General features: G+C 68.6%; 20 protein-coding genes and 1 tRNA gene. 14 read left to right on the top strand and 7 right to left on the bottom strand.

Annotated features, from left to right (window positions below; all coding sequences use genetic code 11):
* The first annotated feature begins 3 nt into the window (after window positions 1-3).
* From BJEO58_RS02390 to BJEO58_RS02380, 3 genes are read left to right on the top strand one after another with little or no spacing between them, the layout of a single operon-like run.
* Complete coding sequence (locus BJEO58_RS02390; RefSeq protein ID WP_101587434.1) at window positions 4-816, top strand: sulfite exporter TauE/SafE family protein; 813 nt, start codon at window positions 4-6, stop codon at window positions 814-816.
* A 19-nt stretch (window positions 817-835) separates the two neighbouring features.
* Window positions 836-1,792, top strand: coding sequence for a TrmH family RNA methyltransferase (locus BJEO58_RS02385; protein ID WP_101587433.1), 957 nt, complete (start codon window positions 836-838; stop codon window positions 1,790-1,792).
* Window positions 1,793-1,826: 34 nt separating this feature from the next.
* Window positions 1,827-2,648: a phosphatase gene (locus BJEO58_RS02380; protein WP_373270397.1), complete on the top strand. Its 822-nt coding sequence runs from the start codon at window positions 1,827-1,829 to the stop codon at window positions 2,646-2,648.
* A 30-nt stretch (window positions 2,649-2,678) separates the two neighbouring features.
* Here the strand turns inward: BJEO58_RS02380 and BJEO58_RS02375 are convergent, their stop codons facing one another.
* From BJEO58_RS02375 to BJEO58_RS02365, 3 genes are all read right to left on the bottom strand, one after another.
* Complete coding sequence (locus BJEO58_RS02375; RefSeq protein ID WP_101587431.1) at window positions 2,679-3,383, bottom strand: PKD domain-containing protein; 705 nt, start codon at window positions 3,381-3,383, stop codon at window positions 2,679-2,681.
* A 106-nt stretch (window positions 3,384-3,489) separates the two neighbouring features.
* Window positions 3,490-4,074: a hypothetical protein gene (locus tag BJEO58_RS02370; RefSeq protein ID WP_144573828.1), complete on the bottom strand. Its 585-nt coding sequence runs from the start codon at window positions 4,072-4,074 to the stop codon at window positions 3,490-3,492.
* Window positions 4,075-4,311: 237 nt separating this feature from the next.
* Window positions 4,312-4,875 (bottom strand): YbaK/EbsC family protein, encoded by a 564-nt coding sequence (locus tag BJEO58_RS02365; RefSeq protein WP_101587427.1) that lies wholly within the window; start codon window positions 4,873-4,875, stop codon window positions 4,312-4,314.
* A 192-nt stretch (window positions 4,876-5,067) separates the two neighbouring features.
* On the opposite strand from BJEO58_RS02365, the gene BJEO58_RS02360 reads away from it, so the two are divergent.
* Window positions 5,068-5,322, top strand: a complete 255-nt coding sequence (locus tag BJEO58_RS02360; protein ID WP_101587424.1) for a type B 50S ribosomal protein L31 — start codon at window positions 5,068-5,070, stop codon at window positions 5,320-5,322.
* 76 nt (window positions 5,323-5,398) lie between these two features.
* Here BJEO58_RS02360 and BJEO58_RS02355 read toward each other — a convergent pair whose 3' ends face one another.
* Both BJEO58_RS02355 and BJEO58_RS02350 read right to left on the bottom strand, forming a co-directional pair.
* On the bottom strand, window positions 5,399-6,265 hold the full coding sequence (locus BJEO58_RS02355) for a PfkB family carbohydrate kinase (RefSeq protein ID WP_101587422.1): 867 nt from the start codon (window positions 6,263-6,265) through the stop codon (window positions 5,399-5,401).
* 148 nt (window positions 6,266-6,413) lie between these two features.
* Complete coding sequence (locus BJEO58_RS02350; protein WP_101587420.1) at window positions 6,414-6,884, bottom strand: tRNA (cytidine(34)-2'-O)-methyltransferase; 471 nt, start codon at window positions 6,882-6,884, stop codon at window positions 6,414-6,416.
* Between the two features lie 236 nt (window positions 6,885-7,120).
* Between BJEO58_RS02350 and BJEO58_RS02345 the strand changes: the two genes are divergently transcribed.
* The 6 genes from BJEO58_RS02345 to metX all read left to right on the top strand — a co-directional run bounded on the left by BJEO58_RS02345 (window position 7,121) and on the right by metX (window position 17,188).
* On the top strand, window positions 7,121-8,731 hold the full coding sequence (locus tag BJEO58_RS02345) for an HNH endonuclease signature motif containing protein (RefSeq protein ID WP_101587418.1): 1,611 nt from the start codon (window positions 7,121-7,123) through the stop codon (window positions 8,729-8,731).
* Between the two features lie 50 nt (window positions 8,732-8,781).
* Window positions 8,782-9,660, top strand: coding sequence for a DnaE2-dependent mutagenesis accessory factor ImuA' (gene imuA', locus BJEO58_RS02340; protein ID WP_180951798.1), 879 nt, complete (start codon window positions 8,782-8,784; stop codon window positions 9,658-9,660).
* The gene (locus BJEO58_RS02335) at window positions 9,657-11,252 is read left to right on the top strand and encodes a DNA polymerase Y family protein (RefSeq protein WP_101587416.1); all 1,596 of its coding nucleotides are present in this window, start codon (window positions 9,657-9,659) and stop codon (window positions 11,250-11,252) included. Before imuA' ends, BJEO58_RS02335 begins: the two co-directional genes overlap by 4 nt.
* 13 nt (window positions 11,253-11,265) lie before the next feature.
* Window positions 11,266-14,634 (top strand): error-prone DNA polymerase, encoded by a 3,369-nt coding sequence (locus BJEO58_RS02330; protein WP_101587414.1) that lies wholly within the window; start codon window positions 11,266-11,268, stop codon window positions 14,632-14,634.
* Window positions 14,635-14,813: 179 nt separating this feature from the next.
* A complete protein-coding gene (locus BJEO58_RS02325) occupies window positions 14,814-16,157 on the top strand; it encodes an O-acetylhomoserine aminocarboxypropyltransferase/cysteine synthase family protein (RefSeq protein ID WP_101587412.1) in 1,344 nt (447 codons plus the stop codon).
* Entirely contained in the window at window positions 16,154-17,188 is a 1,035-nt protein-coding gene (gene metX / locus BJEO58_RS02320) for a homoserine O-acetyltransferase MetX (protein ID WP_101587411.1), read from the top strand. The genes BJEO58_RS02325 and metX overlap by 4 nt, the downstream gene beginning before the upstream one ends.
* On the opposite strand, the gene BJEO58_RS02315 is transcribed toward metX, so the two are convergent.
* Both BJEO58_RS02315 and BJEO58_RS02310 read right to left on the bottom strand, forming a co-directional pair.
* Window positions 17,163-19,211: an acyl-CoA dehydrogenase family protein gene (locus tag BJEO58_RS02315; protein ID WP_101587409.1), complete on the bottom strand. Its 2,049-nt coding sequence runs from the start codon at window positions 19,209-19,211 to the stop codon at window positions 17,163-17,165. The two genes, metX and BJEO58_RS02315, sit on opposite strands and share 26 nt — an antisense overlap.
* Window positions 19,208-19,819, bottom strand: coding sequence for a TetR/AcrR family transcriptional regulator (locus BJEO58_RS02310; RefSeq protein WP_101587408.1), 612 nt, complete (start codon window positions 19,817-19,819; stop codon window positions 19,208-19,210). The genes BJEO58_RS02315 and BJEO58_RS02310 overlap by 4 nt, the downstream gene beginning before the upstream one ends.
* A 93-nt stretch (window positions 19,820-19,912) precedes the next feature.
* On the opposite strand from BJEO58_RS02310, the gene BJEO58_RS02305 reads away from it, so the two are divergent.
* From BJEO58_RS02305 to BJEO58_RS02290, 4 genes are all read left to right on the top strand, one after another.
* Entirely contained in the window at window positions 19,913-21,199 is a 1,287-nt protein-coding gene (locus BJEO58_RS02305; RefSeq protein WP_101587406.1) for an acetyl-CoA C-acetyltransferase, read from the top strand.
* Between the two features lie 63 nt (window positions 21,200-21,262).
* Window positions 21,263-22,612 carry a 3-oxoacyl-ACP reductase gene (locus tag BJEO58_RS02300; RefSeq protein WP_101587404.1) on the top strand — a complete coding sequence of 450 codons (1,350 nt, stop codon included), beginning with the start codon at window positions 21,263-21,265 and terminating at the stop codon, window positions 22,610-22,612.
* Entirely contained in the window at window positions 22,612-23,475 is an 864-nt protein-coding gene (locus BJEO58_RS02295) for a MaoC/PaaZ C-terminal domain-containing protein (protein ID WP_101587403.1), read from the top strand. Before BJEO58_RS02300 ends, BJEO58_RS02295 begins: the two co-directional genes overlap by 1 nt.
* 69 nt (window positions 23,476-23,544) lie before the next feature.
* Window positions 23,545-23,631 (top strand) — tRNA-Leu (locus BJEO58_RS02290).
* Window positions 23,632-23,703 lie beyond the last annotated feature (72 nt).

Below are 23,703 nucleotides of genomic sequence, written 5' to 3'. Positions count from 1 at the left end.
TCCGTGGAGATCTACGAGATCATCGCCGTCCTCCTCGCGGGGGTCGGCGCCGGGGCGATCAACGCCGCAGTGGGTTCGGGCACGCTCATCACCTTCCCCGCGCTCGTCGCGTTCGGGGTCCCTCCGGTCACGGCGACGATGAGCAACGCGATCGGGCTGATCCCCGGCGGCATCGCATCCTCGTTCGGGTATCGCGAGGAGATCCGAGGCCAGGGCAGGCGGCTGCTGAAGCTGGTGCCGGCGTCGCTGCTCGGTTCACTGGTGGGAGCGTTCCTCCTCCTCAACCTGCCGGATGACACGTTCGAGTCGATCGTCCCCATCCTCATCGTGCTGGCGCTGGTGCTGGTGGTCTTCCAGCCGATGGTGCAGCGCTTCCTGCGGCGGAAGAAGACTGCTGAGATCGCGGAGGTCGCTGAGGTCGCTCCGGCTTCCGCGGGCATGGGGCTCCTGTCGCCCGGCCGATGGACGCTCGTCACCCTGATCGTGCTCCTCACCGCGATCTACGGCGGCTATTTCGCGGCGGCGCAGGGGATCATCCTCGTGGGCCTTCTGGGACTGGTCCTGCCTGACAGCCTGCAGCGGATCAACGGCGCGAAGAACGTGCTCGTGCTCGTCGTGAACATCACCTCTGCCACGGTCTACACGATCGTCGGCTTCGACCGCATCCACTGGCTCGCTGTGCTGCTCATCGCGATCGGATCTCTGTTCGGCGGGTACTTCGGCGCACGCGTGGCGCGGAAGCTGAGCCCTGTCCTGCTGCGCGTCATCATCGTGGCCCTGGGCCTCGTGGCGTTCTGGCGCATCCTCGCCCTGTGATCGGCGGGAGGAAGCCCCGGTGAACACTCCGAAGAAGCCCGAACCGACTGATGCGGAGATCCTCGCACTCGCAGAGGAGTGGGGGATCGACCCGACGCGTCTGAGGTTCGTCGACGCGGGTTCTGGTGACGCGGGTTCTGGTCACGCGGGATCTGGTGTCGGCCACGATGCAGCGGAGTGTGCACGGACGGCGGCTCTCAGCGCGGAGTATTGGAAGCTGACCGATGTACGGCTGCGCGCGTCGACCGAGTCCTCCCACGGCATCTACATCGCTGAGTCGACCAAGATCATCGACCGTGCACTCGCTGCGTCGCACACGCCGCGGTCGTTCTTCATGACCAGGCTGTGGTTCCCGCGGCTGGCGGCACGGCTGGGTGGGCAGTGGAGCTCCGACGCCCCGATCCTCGTCGGCTCGGACGCCAGTGTGGAAGACGTCACCGGGTTCCATCTGCACCGGGGAGCGCTTGCCGCGATGGAGCGTCCGGACCCGGTGTCCGTCGCAGAGACGGTGGCGGGCGCCCGGCGGGTCGTGGTCGTGGAAGACGTCGTCGATCATACGAATCTGGGGGCGATCTTCCGGTCTGCGGCGGGCCTCGGCGTCGACGCAGTCCTGCTCTCTCCCGAATGCGCCGACCCCCTCTACCGACGCTCCATCCGCGTGTCGATGGGGACGGTCTTCCAAGTGCCGTGGGCCCGCTTCACACGATGGCCGAGTGGTCTGGGGGAGCTGCGGGAGAACGGCTTCACGGTCGCGGCGCTCGCACTCGAGGCGGACAGCATCCCCGTGAAGGAGTTCGCGGCCGACGCCCCCGATCGGGTGGCTGTGGTCATGGGCACCGAGGGCGACGGACTGAGGAGATCGACCATCGCTTCGGCCGACGCGACCGTCCTCATACCGATGGCGCACGGAGTCGATTCCCTCAACGTCGCCGCGGCGACGGCAGTCGCCTGCTACGCCCTCCAGATCGACGAATGAAGAGATCGACGAGTTCGAAGAAGGAGTCGCTTCCATGACGATGCATCAGCCGCCGCGAGAGTCCACACCCCGAGTGCGGCCCGATCGCGCAGTCCTGGCCCGGCACCTCGACGCCGTGGGAATCACGGGTCGGGTCGCGACCCCGCGGGAGAACAACCTGTCTCACATCGGCCGCTTCCTCGCACAGGAGAGGCAGTTCGACTTCGGCGTCGCACTCCTGCGGGAGTGGACCCATGACGAAGTGTTCGACCTCATGGTCGACAGAGTCGGGATCAGCGATGACCGACGGTTCGTCGAAGGCGTGGACACGATCTCTGCGGACAAGTGCATCGACGCGCTGGACCGGATGCGATCCGTGCTGCTGGAGGTCGTGGAAGCGCGAGGGGTTGTCCTCTTCGCAACGGGTCACCCGGCGGGGCTTCTGCCCGTGCACCAGGCAGTGGCCGCATGGGCGGAGTCGCGTGGAGCCACGATCGCGGGTCTCCCGGTCGAGGAGCAGTCCGAACCGCTCTGGGTGAGTGCCCCAGTGGGCGGCGACGTGCGGCGGATCGACCGCGTGCATGTCTGGCATCAGCACGGCGGTCTGCCGCACACGCATTTCGCCGAGCCGATGCTCGCGCTGCGCGAAGCACTGCAGTCGGCGGGGGAGAGGACGCCGGACCTGGTCGTCGCCGATCACGGATGGGCTGGGGCCGCCGGCACCACCGGCCTGCGCACGGTGGGGTACGCGGACTGCAACGATCCCGCGCTGTTCGTCGCCGAGGCACAGGGACAGGTCGACGCAGCCGTCCCCCTGGACGACAATGTCCTTCCCCAGTTCTACGAGCTCCTCATCGACTACCTGATCGGGGAGTAGAGCGGGTTCTCAGCCGGCCGCGCAGAGCTCTCACCCAGCAGCGCAGTCCGTGCCGTAGGGGTTCTCGTTGCAGTCATCCTCGACGCGGTACTTGTGATAGCGGTAGACGGTCATGGACAGGCCGTCGCTCTGGACTGCTGCGGTTCCCGCGATGGAACTCCAGCCGCCGCCGTAGTTGTACTCGCCTGTGTAGACGGTCGTGAGCGTGACGGTGCGGTCGCCCTTGTCGCTGAAGGTATGGGTGATCGACCCGTACTGGGGGTGGCTGGGCTCCCTGCCCGGAGACTCCGCGGATGTGGAGTTCCCGTCGCCGAAGTCCCAATGGAACTCGATCGGTGTCGCGCGCACCTGCAGCGGGAAGCCCAGCAGCTCCGCGGAGAACTCCTTGACGCTCGCATCCGCCCAGAAGGCGGTGGGCTTGCCGATGACGGTCCAGTCGACGGGGAGGGCATGAGGAGTCGAGGGCGGAATATCGAAGGTCGCGAAGTCGGACTCGCTCGGGATCGGGGGAGCGATGCTGCCGCCGCCATCCGGTTCGGACTCGGGATCGCCATGCTCGCAGATGGTCGCCTCCTGGCCCTCTGGAATCTCGCACCATGACCCAGGATCGCGGTCCGGATTCGTTCGAGGGCCGCCGCCACCGCCGCCGCCACCTCGGTCGCCGCGGTCGCCGCCGCCGTCGCCATCCCTGCCGTCATCATTTCCCCGACATTCAGCCTTGCCTCCGTCAAACAAGCTACAGTCTGGACCCGCAGTTTGAATTGGTTTCTGGGATGCATGAACCCCTTCGCTCAACATGAGTAGATTGAAGATGATCATCACAGATACGAGGATCACGCTGCTAGCTAATCGAGGCACATTCATTACTCTCGTCATCGAAGCGAAGGTTCTGAAGAGTCCAAGTTGTCTCCTTGGAAACGGCCTCTATTTCGGCTACCTGATACCTGATGCCATCAAGCGACTCTCCATCGGCGGTCAATCCTGTATCAGGATCGATAAGACCCCAGCTGTCAAACTCGATACACAGACCGAAATGGGCGTAGTCGTCTCGCGCGAACGCCCATACTGCACTGCCCTGAATCTCAAGACTGCCTGTTGCTTGAAGACCTTTTTCGTTGGCATCACTCACTGTATTGCGGTAAGCCTCTTCAAGACCCTCCGATAAGTGTGGTGATATCTTCGCGATCCCCTGTGAGTTGAAATCATCAATTCCAGACGAATAGCTCACAAACTCATCAATCAGCAGCAGGAGTTCTTCGACTTCGGCTTCGTCCTCGGCCGACAGGTCGACGTCGCTCGTGTAGGGCGGCAGTGTGGGCTCGTAATCGGCCGGCTCCACAGACTCGTCAGCACCGGCAGTGGGACCGACTGTGGGTGCGGCATCGGCTGCTCCCGAGCACCCCGACAGCCCGATCAGCGCCAGCATTGCCAATGCAGCACCGGTGAGTCTCAGCGCTCGGCGAGTTCTCTCACCTGGGCGCGACGCTCGAGACGCTCCGTGGCACAGCTGTACGCCGGTTCGGAACTCCTCCACTCACGACCACCTCATCAGCATTGATGCCAGTGAGCGTCAATCTATACGCTCTCCCCGAGTTTCGGAAGAGAGCGATCAGGAGCTGTGGAAAACCTCCGAGCGCTGAGCCTCGGGTTCGCGACCCCTCTGTCAGGCGATCTCGACCGCGAGGTCCTCGACGACCTCGGCTTCGGGAAGCTGAGCGAGGGCGGGACCGGGGAGCACGATCTTCGACCCGCGGATCCCGGAGCCGATGACCACTTCCGCCTGCTCGACCACGCGTGAGTCGATCAGCAGTCGCCAGCCGCCCGGCAGCCCGATCGGACAGATGCCCCCGTACTCCATCCCGGAGTCCTCAACAGCCCGGTCCATCGACAGGAAGGACGCCTTGCGCACGTCCAGCAGCTTCCTGGCCCGCTTGTTCACGTCCGCACGCGTCGACGCCAGCACCACGCACGCCGCGACGCGCTCATCGCCGTCCCGCGTCCCTGCGATCACCACACAGTTCGCGGACGCCTCCGCAGGCAGGCCGTACGCCTCCATCAGCGCTGCGGTGTCCGCGAGGTCCGGATCGATCGCGAAGGCGCGGGCGTCCTGCAGTGCGGCCGGGGCCTCGGCGGCGGTTCGGGCGACCGGGCCTCCCAGGAGAGGCGGCTGCCGCTCCGCTGCCTCGGACAGTGCGAACGTGGTGACGGACTCGGGAAGAATGCTCATGCCCTCAGCCTAACCAGGAGCGCTCTCCTGACCAGGAGTGCTCCGCCCCCGTGTACAATGAGTAGCCGGTCCGCGCGCGGCCCTACGGGGCCAGGCCTCCATGTCGGTCGCGGACCAGTGCGGAATTCGGGCACTGGCAGGCAGCGCGAGCTGCATCAGGGCCTGATCAGAATTCACAGCAAAGGACTCAGAATGAAGAAGGACATCCACCCGGAGTACAGCCCGGTCATCTTCAATGACCTCGCTTCCGGCACCCAGTTCCTCACCCGGTCGACCGCGACGAGCGAGAAGACCCTCGAGTGGGAGGACGGCAACACGTACCCCGTGATCGACGTCGAGATCTCTTCGGCATCGCACCCGTTCTACACGGGCAAGCAGCGCATCCTCGACTCCGCCGGCCGCGTGGAGAAGTTCAAGGACCGCTACAAGGGCTTCGGCCGCCGCTGAACGCGTCCTCGCACGACCGCGGGCCCGGAATCCTCTGCGCGAGGGTTCCGGGCCCGCAGTCATTCGGTCTGAGCGTTCAGTCCTCCGCGCCGTAGTCCTCCACTGTCACGAACAGTCCCTCCTGCGGCTGCACACGCGCGGCGGGGTGGAAGAGCGAATCGACCCCGGTCGCGTTCACGAGCGAGGAGGCGATCCCGTGGGCGACCCGGGCCTTCGCGCTCCGGACCGCCTCCGCGACGTCAAGACCCGTGGCGAGTCCCGCCGCGATCGATGAGGCGAAGGAGCATCCCGCACCGTTCACGAGCTTCTCGTTCGCCTTCGGTGCTGTGAGAACAGTGATGCGCTCTCCCGACTCCGTCTCCTCGAGAAGGACGTCGATGGCGTCCGGTCCGGCCAGACGCGCGCCGCCCTTCACGACGACGTGCTCGGCGCCCATCGCCTTGATCGCGCGAGCGGCCGTGACCATCTCGTCGATCGACTCGATCGGATCCGCGTCGGTCAGCGTCGCCGCCTCCTCGAGGTTCGGGGTGATGACAGTCGCCAGTGGCACGAGGTTCTCGACGAACAGGTCCTTGAGGTCGACCATCGTGCCGCTGCCCTTGCAGACGAGCACCGGATCGAACACGTAGGGCAGCTCGTTCTCACGGAGACGGCCGGCGAGGGCGAGCGCCGAATCGACGGACCCGAGCATCCCCGATTTGATGACGGAGAAGTCGTGGATCGCGAGTGTGGATTCCAGCTGCTGGACGATGAGGTCCGTGTCGAGGAAGCTGATGGCGTGCCCGAACGAGTCGTCCGGATCGAATGTGACGACGCAGGTGACGACGGCGGTGCCGAACGCACCGTACTCGTTGATCATCTTGAGGTCCGCTTCGATGCCCGCGCCTCCGGACACATCAGATCCTGCAATGGTGAGGACACGGGGAGTGGTGGGATCAGTCATGCGAGACGATGTCCTTCGTCGTTGGTCTTCAGTGTCTGCTTCCGCAGCCGCAGTCAGCTGCGTCCGCGGAGGCTTCCGAGCTTCGACGACGGGCCTGGGGGAGGCGCATCGCTGAGCCCGAACGGTTCGCCCCGATCATATCGCTTCGTCACGCCCCGCCGGGGTACCCGTGCTGCCGCCAGGCTTCGTAGACCGCGATCGAGGCGGAGTTCGCAAGGTTGAGTGACCGGCGGGACGGCTGCATGGGGATCCGCACCTGGAGGTCGACGTGCGGATCGTCGACGACCTCGTCGGGCAGCCCCGTGGACTCCCTCCCGAACAGGAGCACGTCACCGGGCTGGTAGGCGACGTCCGCGAAGCTGTCCTGCGTGCGCGTCGTGAAGGCGATGACGCGGCGCTCACCCAGCGTCTCCCACACATCCTCCAGGGTCGGGTGGACGGTCACGTGCGCGAGGTCGTGGTAGTCGAGCCCTGCTCGCCGCAGCTTGGCGTCGGACAGGTCGAACCCCAGGGGTTCGACGAGGTGCAGATGCGCTCCGGTCACGGCCGCAAGACGGATTGCATTGCCGGTGTTGCCGGGGATCTCTGGCGTGTGGAAGACGATGCTCAGGCCCTTCATAAGGGCTTCAGCCTACTGCCGTCCCCGCGGGGACGCTGCAGGGGTCCGCACGGAAGCCACGAAGACGGTCAGTTCGCTTGATCTGTCGATCATGATGATCGAGTGCATAGCAGTGAGGTCAGAAGATCGTCTTCCCGTGTCCGTGCCTCCTTCTACTGTGTCAGCACAGCGGCAGATCGGGGAGCCCGCCCGCGACGACGAGGTCGCGGATCCCCGGCGGCACCCAGGAGGATGCGATGACAGGCAGCACCGACGGACTCAGCACCGACGGCCCTCACGACGCGGTCGGGATCGACGAGGCGCAGGAGATCGCAGACCGGATGCGTCGACTCGCCGGCAGTATCGCCCGGCAGCAGGCGCAGTTCCTGCAGCTGCTCGACCGGATCGACCGATCAGAGGCATGGACGCACTGGATCGGAATCCGCACCCTCGCCCAGTGGGTGTCCTTCGTCTGCGAGATGGATTCGCACACCGCACGGGAGCACATCCGGGTCATGCGGGGCCTTCGCGATCTGCCACAGGTCGCCTCCCTGCTGGAGGAGGGGAGGATCTCCTTCAGCAAGGCGCGGGAGATCACCCGTCTGAGCGGTCGCATCGACGACGAGGAAGCGGCAGAGATCACCCGCCACGCGACCGCCTCCCAGATCTCCGCGATGGTCGCCGCCTACCGGCGACTCGACTCCTCGGATCCGGAGGAACTGCTCGGATCGCTCGTGGGCCGCATGCCGGAGGACATCGCCGAGCTCCGGGTCCCCCTGACCCCCTCCGCCGAGGCTCCCACCCGTGAGGACTCCGAGGTCACCGAAGATGCTGGGGCCACCGAAGATGCTGAGGTCGCCGTTCGTCTGCCTCGTCGGCTGGAGCAGGACTCTCTGCACATCTCCACCCAGCAGTACGGGCGGACCCGCATCATCCTGGATCTGCCGGAGGCCGATGCGATCGAACTCCTCGAAGCGCTCGATGCAGTCCGCGAGCGCCTCGAGCGCGCGGATGAGTCTGACGACGAAGCCGACGAGCCGCCCGTGCGCGCCGAACATCGCGCGACGCGGGTCGACGCCCTCTGCGAGGTCATCCGGGAACATCGGGATGAGCTGACACGGAAGGATCGGGGGCGCGCGGCACGCGCCACGGTCGTCGTGCACGTCTCGCCGGAAGCCCTCGGCGCCGGCAGCGGCGCAGACGTCCCCGCGGGGACGTCACAGGGATGCAGGGAACGCTGCCACACGGCGGAGCGCGGTCCGCTGACGACCGCCTCCGCTGCTCGCCTGGCCTGTGGAGGCGAACTGGTCGGGGCCCTGGTCGACGCCAGCGGCGATGTGCTTGCGCTGGGACGCTCCCGCAGGCTGGCATCTCCTCAGCAGCGCATCGCCCTGTCCGCCAGGGACCTCCACTGCCAGTTCCCCGACTGCACCCGTCGTCACAGCCTGGAAGCCCATCACATCCGCATGTGGAGCGAGGGCGGTCCCACCGACATGGACAACATGCTCCTCCTCTGCCGCTCGCACCACATCGCCGTCCACGAGAACCGTCTGCGCATCACCCGAGCCGTCGCTCGGCCACTCACAGGTGCTCTCCGCGCGGGGTCGGGATTCGACTTCCACACAGAAGAAGGCGCGCTTCTCCGTGCAGGCGATGAACTGCCCGCCGACCTCAGGGCCGCAGCGACCGTCACCCACCCGTCACTCGTCGACCTCCCGAACGCCCGTCTGGGGCCCTGCGAGCCGGACATCGTGACGATCGGCGGAGGGTGGGGCTTCACCCTCGATGCAGGAGTCGCCTGGCTGTTCGACGCGGAGAGGACTCTGTGTGAGCATCGGGGCGATGAGCAGACGCAGAGCTCTGCGTGAGCGACACCAGCACACTTGCCGCGTTCGAACGTGTGTTCGATACTGGAGGTATGTCCGTCGCCCCCACGCCCGCCACCGCCGCTGCAGATGCAGTGACGGATGCGCGCGCACTCACGCAGAAGCTGAGTCGCTCACTGGGCATCCCCACGGCGACGGCCCTCATCGATCAAGCTCGCCCCCGGCCGGTCAGCTCCGCACTCGCAGGACTCTTCGCCCGAGGAGGCCTTCCCCCGGGAGAAGTCGTCTCCATCAGCGGTCGGGCCGTGCTCTCCCTCGCGCTGGCCTGCTGCGCGGAGACGACCAGGGACGGAGGGTGGTGTGCGGGCATCGGGCTGGGAGCACCGGCGGCCGCAGCCATGCGGGATCTGGGAGTCGATCTGTCGCGCTTCGTCTGTCTCGACACCCCTGCGCAGGACTGGATGCGCGTGACGTCGATCCTGCTGGAGTCCTTCGATGTGCTCGTCGTCGACCCGGGCTTCTCCGCCTCGGCGGGGGACAGGGCGCGGATCGCCGCCAAGCTCCGAGACAGCAGAGCGACTCTCATCCTGCTGAATGGCGGTAGGGCAGTGAAGGACCGGGGAAGCGCGTTCCCCGGCAGCTCCGAACGCCTGACAGTCCTCGAGGAGTCTTGGGAGGGAACGGACCGCGGCACGGGCCGCCTGCGGAGGCGGACCCTGCGCCTGCGCAGCGCGCACACTGGGGAGCACACCCTCGTCCTCCCAGACCCCCACGGCGCGATCACCACCCCGCAGCCTCGCACCACCCCGCAGCCTCGCACCTCTCCCTCCTCCGACGCCCCCACATCCTCCAGCGTCCCCGCGGGGACGCTCCGACTCGTCTCGAACGCACCAGATCCCTCGAGCGCCTCAGACCCCTCGAACACCGCAGACCCTTCGAACACCTCCGAGCGCTCCGCCGGTGCCTCATGACGCAGCGGCTCCTCGCCCTCATCGTTCCCGACTGGCCGGCGCTCGCAGCGGCGATCGACGCGGACCTGTCTGCCACGGACCCCGTCGCCGTCATGCGGGCGAACCGCGTGGTCTCTGCGAATGCGCCGGCCCGAGCACTGGGGATCAGTCGGAACATGGTGACCCGAGCGGCTCGGAGTCGCTGCCCGGGCCTGGTCCTCGCAGCGTGGGATCCGGAGGGGGAGGCCCGCCTCTTCGTCGCAGCGACTCAGGCCCTCGACACCGCAGTCGCCCGCTTCACCGTGCTGGGGCCCGGAGCGGTGAGCGTTCCGGCCGACTCCCTGCAGCACGTGCACACGGATGAGGCCTCGGCGGTGGAGCATCTGCTCGCTCGGCTCACGGAGTCGACCGGCTGGGAGTTCCTGCCCGGGATCGCGGACACGCCCTTCGCCGCGCTCCTGGCCGCACGCACCTCCACCCGTGTCGAGGCCGGTCGCACCCCGAAGTTCCTCGCCGCGCAGCCCGTCCACGCACTCGAAGCCGCAGATCTCCTCGACGAGACCCTCGATCCGGAGGACCTCAGAGACCTTGTGAGTGTGCTCACCCGGCTGGGGCTCCGCACACTGGGCGACCTCGCACTGCTCGATCCGGCGGACGTAGGAACGCGGTTCGGGCAGCTGGGGATGCGCGCGCGGGAACTCGCACGGGGCCTCGGCCATCGAGGGCTGCGCGACCACACGCGCGAAGCGGACCTGTCCGTCGAGGCGCCCCTCGAACCTCCGACACCGCGCACGGACGTCCTCGCCTTCCGCGCCCGCAGCGCCGCCGCCGAGCTCTTCGCCGCGGTCCGACGGCGCGCACTCGCGTGCACCCAGGTGACGATCCGACTCACCGCAACCTCAGGAGAGCACCACGAGCGGACGTGGCGGCTCGAAGACATGGACGACAACCGGGTCGCGGACCGGGTCCGCTGGCAGGCAGAGGGATGGCTGAGCTCCCGAAGCCCTCGAAACCCCCGGACCAACCCCTCCTCCGCGCCCGAAGACGGCCTCGGGGTCGACGAGGGGATCGCGCTCCTCACACTCACCGCGGCAGAGCTCGCCGCCCCGCTCGAGACCCAGCGCAGCCTCCTCGACGGGAGCTCAGGCGACGTCTCCCACAGCCTCGAGCGGGTGCAGGGCCTGTTCGGTCCCGACTCCGTGCTGGTCCCCGGCCTGCAGGGAGGCCGGGATCCCGGGGAGACGACCCTCTGGACGCCGTGGCAGCAGACGCCCCGCGCCGAACGCGATCCCAAGGCCCCCTGGCCGGGCGCGATCCCTGCCCCTCACCCCGTGCGCGTTCTCGACACTCCCATCGAACTGCTCGATGAGTCCGGTGGGACTGTCAGCGCACGGCCGGCAGGCCTCGACAGACCGCCTGCCCTCCTGCGGATCCCCGGGTCCGGCGCGCGCCGGATCGTGGATCATTCGTCAGCATGGCCGGTCGACACCGGCTGGTGGGATCCCGCCGTCCGTCAGTACCGGGTGCGTCTCCAGGTGCTCGCCGACGACGGCGCCGCCTTCCTCGTGTGCAAAGAGGCAGGGCGCTGGCGTCTGCTGGGCGAGTACGCATGAGGGGAGCCTCCGCATGACGGGCTTCAATCCCCGCACCCCCTGGTCCGAGCTCGAACGCAAGCTCTCCGACCGGCCTCCGCCCGAACAGGCGGGCACAGACCTGCCCGTCTCCGTCGGATCGTGGGGGGCTCGACCTGCCCGGACGCTGCCGGACGCACCGGCACCCCGCGTCCCCGCGGGGACGTCCTATGCGGAGCTCCACGTCCATTCGGACTTCAGCTTCCTCGATGGGGCCTCGGAGCCGGAGGAGCTCGTCGAGACAGCGGTCGAAGCGGGACTCGCGGGACTCGCCCTCACCGATCACAACGGCCTCTACGGCGCACCGCGCTTCGCCTCCGCCGCGGCGCAGGCCGACCTCTCCACGATCTTCGGCGCAGAGCTGTCGATCGGCCTCACCGAACGCATTCCCGGTCAGGTGGATCCGGACGCGGAGCACCTCCTCGTGCTGGCCCGCGGGGTAGACGGCTACCGGCGCCTGTCCGCCGCGATCACGACCGCGAACATGCGCGGCGAGAAGAACCGTCCGGTCTTCCACGCGGAAGAGCTCTACGAGGAGACGCGGACCTCCGACGCCTGGCAGCTCCTCACCGGGTGCCGGAAGGGTCCGCTCGCCCGCGCACTCGCCGACCCCGCGGACCCCGACGGCGGGCTCACCGCCCTGCGGAATCTGCGCGACGCCGCAGGCAGGGACAACCTCGCGGTCGAGCTCACCCGCCACGGGCTGCCGGACGACGACGAGCGCATCCGCCACCTCACCGAGCTCGCCGAACGGACGGGTCTGCCCCTCGTCGCGACGAACGCGGTCCACTACGCGACACGAGCCCGCCACCGCGACGCGCAGGTGCGCGCGGCCGTCCGCTCCCGCCGCAGCCTCGAGGCGATGGCCGGCTGGCTGCCGCCCACCGCCTCGGCCCGCATCCACACGAGTGAGGAGATGCTCGCCCGCTTCCCCCGCGCCGCGGTCACCCACTCCGCGCGCATCGCCGCCGAGGCCGCCTTCAGCCTCCGTGCCGCCGCACCCCGCCTGCCCACCACTCCGATCCCGCCGGGACACACGGAGGCGGAGTACCTGCGCGGTCTCGTCTTCTCCGGCGCCCTCCACCGGTACGGTTCCCGAGAAGCGGCACCGGCGGCATGGGCGCAGGTCGACCGCGAGCTCGACACGATCGAATCGATGGGCTTCTGCGGCTACTTCCTCATCGTGTGGGACATCGCCCGGTTCTGCCGGAAGCACGACATCTTCTGCCAGGGCAGAGGATCGGCCGCGAACTCCGCCGTCTGCTACGTCCTGGGCATCACAGCAGTGGACGCGGTGCGCTTCGGACTGCTCTTCGACCGCTTCCTCACCCCCGACCGCGAGGGGTACCCGGACATCGACATCGACATCGAATCCGACCGCCGCGAGAAGGTCATCCAGTATGTCTACGACCACTACGGCAGAGACCGGGCGGCGCAGGTCGCGAACGTCATCACGTACCGGGCGAAGTCGGCGGTCCGGGACGCGGCCTCCGCTCTGGGCTACGCCCCCGGCCAGCAGGACGCCTTCTCGAAGGGCATCCGCCGCTGGTCGAGCCTGCCCGCGGCCGGTGAGCCGGTGGGCGACAACGAGGACGGAGTCCCCGCCCCGGTCCTCGACGCCGCAGCCGGCCTGCTGGGGACCCCACGGCACCTCGGCATCCATTCCGGCGGGATGATCCTCGCGGACCGGCCGATCGGCGAGGTCGTCCCCATCGAGCCCGCCACGATGGAAGGGCGCACCGTCGTCCAGTGGGACAAGGACGACTGCGCTGCGATGGACCTCGTGAAGTTCGATCTGCTGGGGCTCGGGATGCTCACCGCCCTCCACGAATCGATCGATCTCATCGCCCGGCACACGGGGGAGCGGATCGATCGGGCCGAGCTCCCGCAGGAGGACCCCGACGTCTTCGACATGCTCTGCGCCGCCGACGCGGTGGGCGTCTTCCAGGTCGAGTCCCGCGCGCAGATCGGCACCCTGCCCCGTCTGGCCCCCCGCAGCTTCTACGACCTCGCCGTCCAGGTCGCGCTCATCCGACCGGGTCCCATCCAGGGCGGCTCCGTCCACCCCTACATCCGCCGTCGGCAGAAGAAGGAGGAGGTCACCTATCTGCACCCGCTGCTGCGCTCGAGCCTCGAGAAGACTCTGGGCGTGCCGCTGTTCCAGGAGCAGCTCATGCAGATGGCGATGGACGTGGGCGGCTACACCGGGGCGGATGCGGACGAGCTGCGCCGCGCGATGGGATCCCGCCGGTCCGATACGCGGATGAGGCTCCTGTCCGAGCGCTTCCTCACAGGAGCCGCTGCCCGTGGCGTCGACGAGGAGGTCGCTGTGCAGATCTTCGACAAGATCGCCGCGTTCGCGAACTACGGATTCCCGGAATCGCACGCGATCAGCTTCGCGAACCTCGTATACGATTCCGCCTGGCTCAAGCGGCACCACCACGCGGCCTTCACCGCCGGGCTGCTGCGCGCCCAGCCGATGGGCTTCTACTCCCCGCAGTCGCTCCTCGCCGATGCCCGCCGCCACGGGGTCGGCGTCCGTCCCGTCGACGTGAACGCCTCCGAGGTGCTCGCGGACCTCGAGGAGGACCCCGCGTCCGGGGGCGGATGGCCCGATGCCGCCGGGGGACTGGCGATCCGGGTGGGCCTGGCCTCTGTGCGAGACGTGGGGAAGGACGCCGCCGAAGTCATCGTCACAGCCCGCAGGAGTGACGGCCCCTTCGCGTCGGTGGGCGAGGTCGCGCAGCGGACAGGGCTGCCCACCCGCGCGCTCGAAGGACTCGCGACGGCCGGCGCGTTCGCCTCCCTCGGCCTGGGCCGCAGGGAGGCACTGTGGGTGGCCGGCGGGCAGGCAGGTGCCTCGCCCGCGACACTGCCGGGGACCTCGGGTCCGGAGACCGCACCGGCGCTGCCGGGCATGGACGCCTTCGAGACGACGCTCGCCGAGCTGTGGGCGACGGGGGTGACCGTCGACGGGTACCCGACGGAGGTGCTGAGGGACGCTCTGCGCACCCGCGGGTACGGCTCCACGCGTGAGGCATGGGACGTGCACGACGGCACCCGTGTGACGGTTGCCGGCATCGTCACGCACCGCCAGCGGCCGTCGACCGCCGACGGCATCACATTCTTCAACCTCGAGGACGAGTTCGGCATGCTCAACGTCGTGTGCACCCGCGGACTCATGCAGCGGCACCGCAGGATCGCACTCACGAAGAACGTCCTCGCGGTGACCGGTCTCATCCAGCGGGCGGACGGGGCGCTGCGCCCCGATGGCGCTCCGGGTGCGGCAGTCGTGAGTCTGTACGCGCACCGGCTGACACCGATCGCCACGGACATCGCCCCTCGCGCACGGGACTTCCAATGAGACGTCCGGGGAGACCTCCCGCGAGGCCCATGACTTCCGATGACACCCTGTGACACCCCACGAGGCCGATTGTGACGTTCGATGACGTACTCCTCACCCGACCGCTGCGGGTTCAGCCACGATGGACTCAGTACGATGCCCGGCGTCACGCCAGCGCACCCTCCAGCGAAGGAGCTCCCATGACCGCGTTCGAGACCCTCCAGATCCACGCCGGCCAGGAGCCGGATTCGCAGACCGGCGCCCGCGCACTGCCGATCTATCAGACCACCTCCTTCGTCTTCGACTCGCAGAAGACCGCGGCGGACCGCTTCGCCCTGTCGGATCTCGGTCCGATCTACACACGTCTGGGCAACCCCACGAACGAAGCGGTCGAGGCCCGCGTCGCGGCGCTGGAGGGCGGAGTCGGCGCAGTACTCGTCGCTTCCGGCCAGTCGGCAGAGTTCCTCGCCCTCCTCAACGTCGCGGGCGCGGGCGACCACATCGTCGCGAGCGGCAGTCTCTACGGCGGCACCTACAACCTCTTCGCGGTGACCCTCCCGAAGCTCGGCATCGAGACGACCTTCGTCGAGGCGGGCGACCCCCAGGCCTGGAAGGACGCGGTCCGGGAGAACACGAAGGCGTTCTTCGCCGAATCGATCGCGAACCCGCGCTCCGAGGTCCTCGACATCGCGACCGTGGCGGATCTGGCCCACGACGCCGGCGTCCCGCTCATCGTCGACAACACGATGGCGACCCCCTACCTCGTCAAGCCGATCGAGCACGGCGCGGACGTCGTCGTCCACTCGGCGACGAAGTTCCTGGGAGGCCACGGCACCTCGATCGCAGGCGTCATCGTCGACTCCGGGAACTTCGACTACACGCGCTACCCCGATCGCTTCCCCGGCTTCAACGAGCCCGACGAGTCCTACAACGGCCTCGTCTTCGGCCGTGACCTGGGCCCCGACTCGCCCTTCGGCGCGAACGTGTCCTACGGCATCAAGATCCGCGTCCAGCTGCTGCGCGACCTGGGTCCCGCGGCCTCGCCGTTCAACGCCTTCCTCATCGCCCAGGGCATCGAGACGCTCAGCCTGCGCATCGAGCGCCACGTGGAGAACGCCAAGAAGGTCATCGACTTCCTCGACGGCCACCCGCAGGTGGAGAAGATCCACTTCGCCGGACACTCATCGAGCCCCTGGTACGAACTGGGCAAGAAGTACCTGCCGAAGGGCGCGGGCTCCGTGCTCGGCTTCGACATCGCCGGAGGATTCGACGCGGCGGTCGCCTTCGTGGACGCCCTCGAGCTGCACTCGCACGTGGCCAACATCGGCGACGTCCGCTCCCTCGTCATCCACCCCGCGTCGACGACCCACTCGCAGCTGAGCGAGGAGGCACTCGTCGCTGCGGGCGTGACCCAGAGCTTCGTGCGACTGGCCGTGGGGATCGAGGGGATCGACGACATCCTCGCGGACCTGGAGACGGGCTTCGCCGCCGCGCAGGCAGCGGCGGGAGCCTCCTCGGGTCAGGACACCCAGGGCGTTCAGTGACAGCCGTCGTCCCCGAGACCTCGCACCGCACGCGCACCGCGCGTCTGGGAGCACTGACGCTGGAGACCGGCGTCGTGCTCCCGGACGTGACGCTCGCCTACGACACGTACGGCGTGCTGTCCCCGCAGCGGGACAACGCGATCCTCATCGAGCACGCACTCACGGGCGACTCGCATGCCCACGAGTGGTGGGAGGGACTGATCGGCCCCGGTCGGACGTTCGACACCGACCGCTGGTTCGTGGTCTGTGCGAATGTGCTGGGCGGATGCTCGGGGTCGACGGGGCCGGCCGGTCCCACGAGCGCCGAGCAGGCGGGGAGCAACTTCCCGCTCATCACGCTCCGTGACACCGTGCACGCAGAGCTGCGTCTCGCCGATCACCTGGGAATCGATGTGTGGCATGCCGTCCTGGGCGGGTCGATGGGCGGCGCTCGTGCACTCGAGACCGCACTCATCGCCCCGGACCGGGTGGCCCGCACCGGCGTCTTCGCGGCTCCCGCGTTCTCCGACGCGGACCAGATCGCGTGGGGTCATATCCAGATCGCCGCGATCCGCGCGGATCGGGAGCGCGGCCTCGGCATCGCACGGCAGATCGCCCACCTGACGTATCGCGCCGATGCGGAGCTCAACCACCGGTTCGAGGCGCGCCAGCAGGCGACGAGTGCCCCCGCGCAGGAACCGGGGGAGAGGTACTACGCGATCCAGAGCTACCTCGACCACCAGGCAGGGAAGCTCCAGGGCCGCTTCGACCCGGATTCGTACGTGACACTGTCACAGGCGCTCATGGACCACGACGTCCGCCGAGGCCGTGGCTCGGACCTGCGTCAGGTCCTCGCGGGGGCCGGCGGGCAGTTCCTCGTGGCCGCCGTCAGCAGCGACCGGCTCTACACCCCTCCACAGGTGCGGCTGCTCGCCGACAGCCTGCCCGCCGGTGCCGAGTTCAGGACGATCACCAGCTGGGCAGGCCACGACGGCTTCCTCACGGAATCCGATCAGGTCGGAGCGCTCATCTCCGAGCTGCTCTCTTCCTGAGCTCCTTCTCGTCCACAGGCCAATCGGACGTCGCACGCGCGGCACGGAAGTACGCGCGCGCCTCGTCCTGTCTGGCGGCCTCCGCCCCGTCGGCGATCGGAGCACGGCGGTGCGCCGGCCCGTACCCGAACGCCTCGACGAGGTCGAGTGAATTCTGGGCGAGCTTCTCGCACAGCGAGTTGATCGTCGGTCCGATGAGGCGGGCGCGGGCCATCGGGAGTCGCCCGTACATGCTGTGCCAGCCCATGTGCTTCTCGATGAGGCTCAGCCCGTAGAGGTCACGGATCCGACGCAGGACCTTCGCCTCCTCCGTGTGCTTCCCACCGTCCTCGATGCGGTGCATCTCCGTGTTCAGACCCTGCCACTTGAGCAGTTCGATGTAGGCGATCGAGGCCTCGATGAGCTCGTTCTGGTGCTCATTGAACAGGCGCGCGCCGTCCGCCTGGCTCATCGAGCGAGCCGGCCGCAGGGACTGGGCCAGGGACGCGACCATGGTGTCGACCCGGTCGGACAGCAGCGCCTCCTGCACCTTGCCGGAGCGCACGCGCTTCTCATTGACGGAGACGGTGACGAGGTCACTGATCGTCCGCCCGATGTTCGCGAAGCCGGTGCGGAAGAGTGTGTGCTCCGCCGCCTGCGCACCGATCAGCCGCGCAGCACCACCGAAGTCGATGTCCTTGAGCTCCTTCGCGTAGTCGGTGAGCAGACGCTTGCCGACCAGCTGGAGCAGCACGGTGTTGTCACCCTCGAATGTGACATACACATCGAGGTCCCCACGGAGCCCCACGAGACGGTTCTCGGCCATGTAGCCGGCGCCGCCGCACGCCTCGCGCGCCTCCTGGATCGTGGTGAGGGCATCCCACGTGCTCAGCGCCTTGAAGCCTGCGGCCTGCGTCTCCAGCAGCTCGCGCGCCTGGTCGGAGTCGTCTTCACCGGAGAACACCACGTCGAAGGTGTGCAGGAGCGTGTCGTGGGAGATCGCATTGGCGTACGCCTGGCTGATGAGCGGCATGAGCCGGCGCTGGTGGCGCTGGTAGTCGATGAGCCGCGTCTCCTCGACCGGTGAGGTCGACGTGAACTGCCGGCGGTCATGCGCGTATCGCACCGCGATGTCAAGCGCGAGCTTCGACGCGACGACCGCGGCCCCGTCGAGCGACACGCGGCCCTGCACCAGAGTGCCGAGCATCGTGAAGAAGCGTCGCCCGGGCGACTCGATCGGTGAGGAGTAGTCGCCGTCGGCAGAGACGGCACCGTAGCGGGTCAGGAGGTTCTCGCGGGGGATCCGCACCTGGTCGAACGCGATCCGGCCGTTGTCGACTCCCGGCAGACCGCCCTTCAGCCCGTCGTCCTCGAGCGCGATGCCGGGCAGCGGACCGCCCTCCTCATCGCGCAGCGGCACGAAGAACGCGTGCACGCCGTGGTTCACGCCCTTCGTCACGAGCTGGGCGAACACCACCGCGGCGCGGGCGTCGCGGGCGGCGTTGCCGATATACTCCTTCGTCGCCGCGCGGAACGGTGTGTGGACCTCGAACTCCTGCGCGTCGACGTCGTAGACCGCAGTGGTCCCGACCTCTGCGACGTCGGATCCGTGGCCGATCTCCGTCATCGCGAAGCTGCCCGGCAGCCGCCCGGAGAGGGCGTCCTCCAACCACTTCGCGTGCTGCTCGTCGTTGCCCAGGTGCATGATCGCACCCCCGAAGAGCCCGAACTGCACACCCGCCTTGATCTGCAGGCTGGGCGAGGCGGTCACGAGCTCCTCGAAGCCCGCGACGTACTCTCCGTGCTTCTCACTGCCGCCCTCGTCCTCCGACATCGGCAGGCGGGCGAGCCCGGATTCGGCGACCGCACCGACTGCAGCGGTCGTCGCGGCCCGCATGTCTTCGAGCGTGCCGTCCGCCGGCAGGTGCAGAGCGGGATCCTCGCAGAGGTCACGGATGCGGCGCCGGGCCTCCGTCCACTCACCGTCGAGCACGTCCCGCAGCACCGTCGCGTCGAGCGTGAGCGGCGTCTTCCCTCGGTTCATTCTTCATCCTTTCGTGATGCCCACAGCCACGTGGCGAGGCGGGTGGTGAACTGTTCGGTCGAATCGGCGTCGGCGGAGCGGTCGCCGCCCAGCCAGTTCAGGGTGCAGCTGCGGACGAAGCCCACAGCGCCCGAGGCCCACATCCGCTCCGTCGCACCGCTCAGGCCCATGCGCGCGCAGAGCAGATCGACGACGTCGTCGAGGAATGCGCCCCCGCCGTCGTCGGCGGTGACGACGGAGTCGCAGAAGCGGTAGACGGCGGGTGACCGCACCCCCAGAGCGACGAATGCCGCGATCATCGCTTCCAGCGCCTCCTGCGGCGTGCCGTCCGGTCGGCCCGCCTCGTCGAGCGATCGGCGGATCACCTCCATGGCCCAGTCGCCCATCGCCTGCTGCAGGCCCCGACGGTCGTGGAAATAGCGGTAGAACACCGTCTTCGACGTCCCCGTCGCCTCAGCGAGTCCATCCATGGACACCGTCTCGCCCTGCACAGAGATCGCGATGCGCGCGCTGCGGAGCAGTTCACGGCGACGCGTGCGGCGGTGCTGCTCCCAGCGGAGGCTCCGACCATCGCGGACGGTCTCGTCGGTCATTGCTCGGGCTTTCATGTGACTGACGGTATCAGGTACGGTCGGTACCGGTGAATCAGCTCACAGCTGACCGAATCCTTCAGCGTGACACCCTCAGAGAGGACCCACTCCATGACCCAGTCCCCGCAGCCCGCAGCGATCCTCGGCGGCAACCGGATCCCGTTCGCGCGCGCCCACAAGCAGTACGCGCGCGCATCGAACCAGGACATGCTCACCAGCGCTCTCGACGGACTCGTCGCCCGCTTCGGACTGGCGGGGGAGAGGCTGGGCGAAGTGGCCGGCGGCGCCGTGCTCAAGCACTCCCGGGACCTCAACCTCACGCGCGAGGCCGTGCTCGGCTCCGCGCTGTCGCCCCAGACCCCCGCGTTCGACCTCGGACAGGCCTGCGCCACGGGGCTCGAGGCGACGGTGTCCATCGCACAGAAGATCCGACTGGGGCAGATCGATGTGGGGATCGGGTCCGGCGTGGACTCCGCCTCGGACGCCCCGATCGCAGTGAGCGAGGAGCTGCGCGGCGTCCTGCTGGAGCTCAATCGCGCGAAGACGGTGGCACAGCGCCTCAAGGCCATCTCCCGCCTGCGGCCCTCCGACCTCGCACCGGCGCTGCCGAGCAACGGCGAGGCCCGCACGGGACTGTCGATGGGCGAGCACCAGGCGATCACCACCGCCGCATGGGGCATCTCGCGCCAGGACCAGGATGCTCTGGCCCTGGCCTCGCATCAGCGGATGGCGGCCGCCTGGGAGCGCGGATTCTTCGACGACCTCGTCACCCCCTACCTGGGCGTCTCGCGCGACACCACTCTGCGGGCGGACTCCACGCAGGAATCGCTGGGCGCGCTCAAGCCCGCGTTCGGGCGCGGCCTGTCCGCGACGCCCACCATGACTGCGGGCAATTCGACCCCGCTCACCGATGGCGCCTCCACCGTGCTGCTGTCGTCGGAGGAGTGGGCTGCGGACCACGGCATCGAGCCGCTGGCGTACCTCGTCGACGCCGAGGCGGCCGCGGTCGACTTCGTCACCGGCACCGAAGGCCTCCTCATGGCTCCGGCCTACGCCGTCCCCCGACTCCTGGCCCGAAACGGGCTCACGTTCGCAGACGTCGACGTCTTCGAGATCCATGAGGCGTTCGCCTCGACGGTGCTCACGCACATGGCCGCGTGGGAGAGCGAAGAGTTCTGCCGCGAGAAGCTGGGCCTCGATGCGCCCCTCGGTCCGATCGACCGCGACAAGCTGAACCCCAACGGCTCGTCCCTCGCCGCCGGCCACCCGTTCGCCGCCACCGGCGGGCGGATCATCGCCTCGGTCGCGAAGCACCTCAAGGAGACGGGCCAGCGCCGTGCGCTCGTCTCGATCTGCGCGGCCGGCGGCCAGGGACTCACCGCGATCGTCGAGGCCTGAGCGGCACACCCGCCGGCACCATCCACAGATCGCCTCTCGACCGCACACCCCTCGGAGGACCCCATGACTGATCGCTACACCCGCCTCGCCAACGGACCGCTCAAGGCCCTGGTCAAGACCCTCGGGCTGCCCAGCCCCGTCCCACTGCGCCGCTACCGGGACGGCGCCTACCTCAGCGAGCCCGTGCTCGTGCTGGGAGCCGGCGCCGCCGCAGACGCGTACGCGCAGATCCTGCTGGACAACGGCTTCGAGGTCCGCCGCAAGCCCACCTCGGAGAAGCTGTCGGCCGTCCTCGCATTCTTCGATGAGGCCCAGACTCCGACCGACCTGTCGGAGACCGCCCTCGAGATCGGGGGAGCACTGCGCGGACTCGTCCGCTGTTCCCGCGTGGTCGTGTTCTCCCGCGACGCCCACATCGCGCCCGAGCGTCCCGCAGACGTCGACCCCGCCCTCAACGCGGCTCGCAGCGGCACCCTCGGCCTCATGCGATCGCTCGCCCATGAGATGCGCGGCGGGTCGACCGCCAACGGGATCGTCGTCTCGGATGGAGTGCCGATGGATGCCCCGAGCGTGCAGGGCGCCCTCTGGTTCCTCCTGTCCTCGAAGTCCGCCTATGTGTCGGGACAGCCGCTGCACGTCACGACGGCGGACGGAGAGGCCACCACCGCCGAGGCACTGGCCGGCACACATCTGGACGGTCGAGTGGCCGTCGTCACCGGTGCGGCCCGGGGGATCGGAGCGGCGATCGCCGCAACGCTCGCCAGGGACGGCGCGAGCGTCGTGGGCGTCGACGTGCCGCAGGCCGGTGACGCGCTCGCTCGCACGATGAACGAGGTCGGCGGGACCGCGCTGCAGCTGGACATCACCGCGGAGGATGCGGGGCGCGTCATCGCGCAGCGCGTCGGGGCGCCGATCGACATCTTCGTCCACAACGCGGGCATCACCCGTGATCGGATGCTCGCGAACATGGAGTCCTCGCGCTGGGACTCCGTCATCGCCGTGAACATCGATGCGCAGCTGCGGATCAACGCGCAGCTCACGGAGGCCGGCGCCTGGGGCAGCTCTCCGAGGGTCGTGTCACTGGCCTCCACCTCCGGCATCGCGGGGAACCGCGGCCAGACGAACTACTCCGCCTCGAAGGCCGGCGTCATCGGCATGGCTGCGGCAGCTGCCGACTCGTTCGCCGCGCAGGGCGGAACGATCAACGCCGTCGCTCCGGGCTTCATCGAGACGGAGATGACCGCGACGATGCCCACGCTCACGCGCGAGGTGGCCCGCCGCATCGCAAGCCTCCAGCAGGGTGGCCTCCCCGACGACGTCGCAGAGGCGATCGCCTTCCTCGCGGCGGGATCATCCGGGGGGATCTCCGGCACGACACTGCGGGTGTGCGGACAGAACATGGTGGGTGCCTGATGCTCGGAACATACCTGGCCGCCGCCGGATCGAGCGTGCTCAAGCGCATCCGGTCCGCCCCCGCGGTCCCACTCGCCCAGGTGGCCGGACCGGACTCTCCCCGTCGGACGAAGACCGTCACGGCTGACCCGCAGACGGTGGCGGAGTTCTGCCGCGCCGTCGGCGAGCCGGTCCGCAGCACCGTGCCCGTCACGTGGCTGCATACCCAGGGGTTCGGAGCCAGTCTCTCGCTCCTGAGCGCTCCGGACTTCCCCGCTCCGGCCCTGGGGATGGTGCACGTCGCGAACTCCCTCACGCAGCTGCGTCCGGTGCACGTGGGCGACACGGTGACCGCAGCGGTGTGGATCGACCAGATCCGCACGCATCCGAAGGGGACTGAGGTCGTCGTCGCCGCCGCGTTCGACGTCGATGGTCTGCGCTGCGTCGACGAGCGCTCCCACTACCTTGCCAAGGGCGTGGAGGTGGACGGGGCGACTCCGCACACTGCGGGGGAGCGCACCCCCTTCGAGGCGCCCGATGCCACGATGACCTGGAAGCTGACGCCGCGGACCGCGGACGTGTACGCCCGGGTCTCCGGCGACGTGAACCCGATCCATCTGAATGGCCTGGCGGCGAAGGCATTCGGCTTCCCGGGCCGCATCGTCCACGGGATGTACACCGCGGCCCGTGCGCTGGCGACCGTGCAGGTCAGGACCGATTCCTTCTCCTGGGACGTCGAGTTCGCCACCCCCGTGGTCCTGCCCGCCACGGTGTCGGTGCGAGTCGCCCACGACGGTGCTCAGACGTCCGTCGACGTGTGGAATCCGCGCGACGGCAGGCCCCACATGCTGTCCTCCGTGCGCACGGAGAACGGGCGGCAGTGAGCCCCCTCACACGAGGTCGAATCGATTTGGACTGGGCCTGAGGAGTGTGTAGTCTTGTCTCTGTTGCCCGCGCGGGTGGCGGAAGTGGTAGACGCGCTAGCTTGAGGTGCTAGTGCCCTATTAATGGGCGTGGGGGTTCAAGTCCCCCTCCGCGCACAGCAGTGGGTGAGGCCCCTGACAACGGAGAGATCCGAGGTCAGGGGCCTTACTCATGCGGGTATGAGACTG

This window comes from Brevibacterium jeotgali (assembly GCF_900169175.1).
GTDB lineage: Bacteria > Actinomycetota > Actinomycetes > Actinomycetales > Brevibacteriaceae > Brevibacterium > Brevibacterium jeotgali.
The sequence above is the reverse complement of the archived record's forward strand: the minus strand, read 5'-3'. Positions and strand labels throughout refer to the sequence as shown.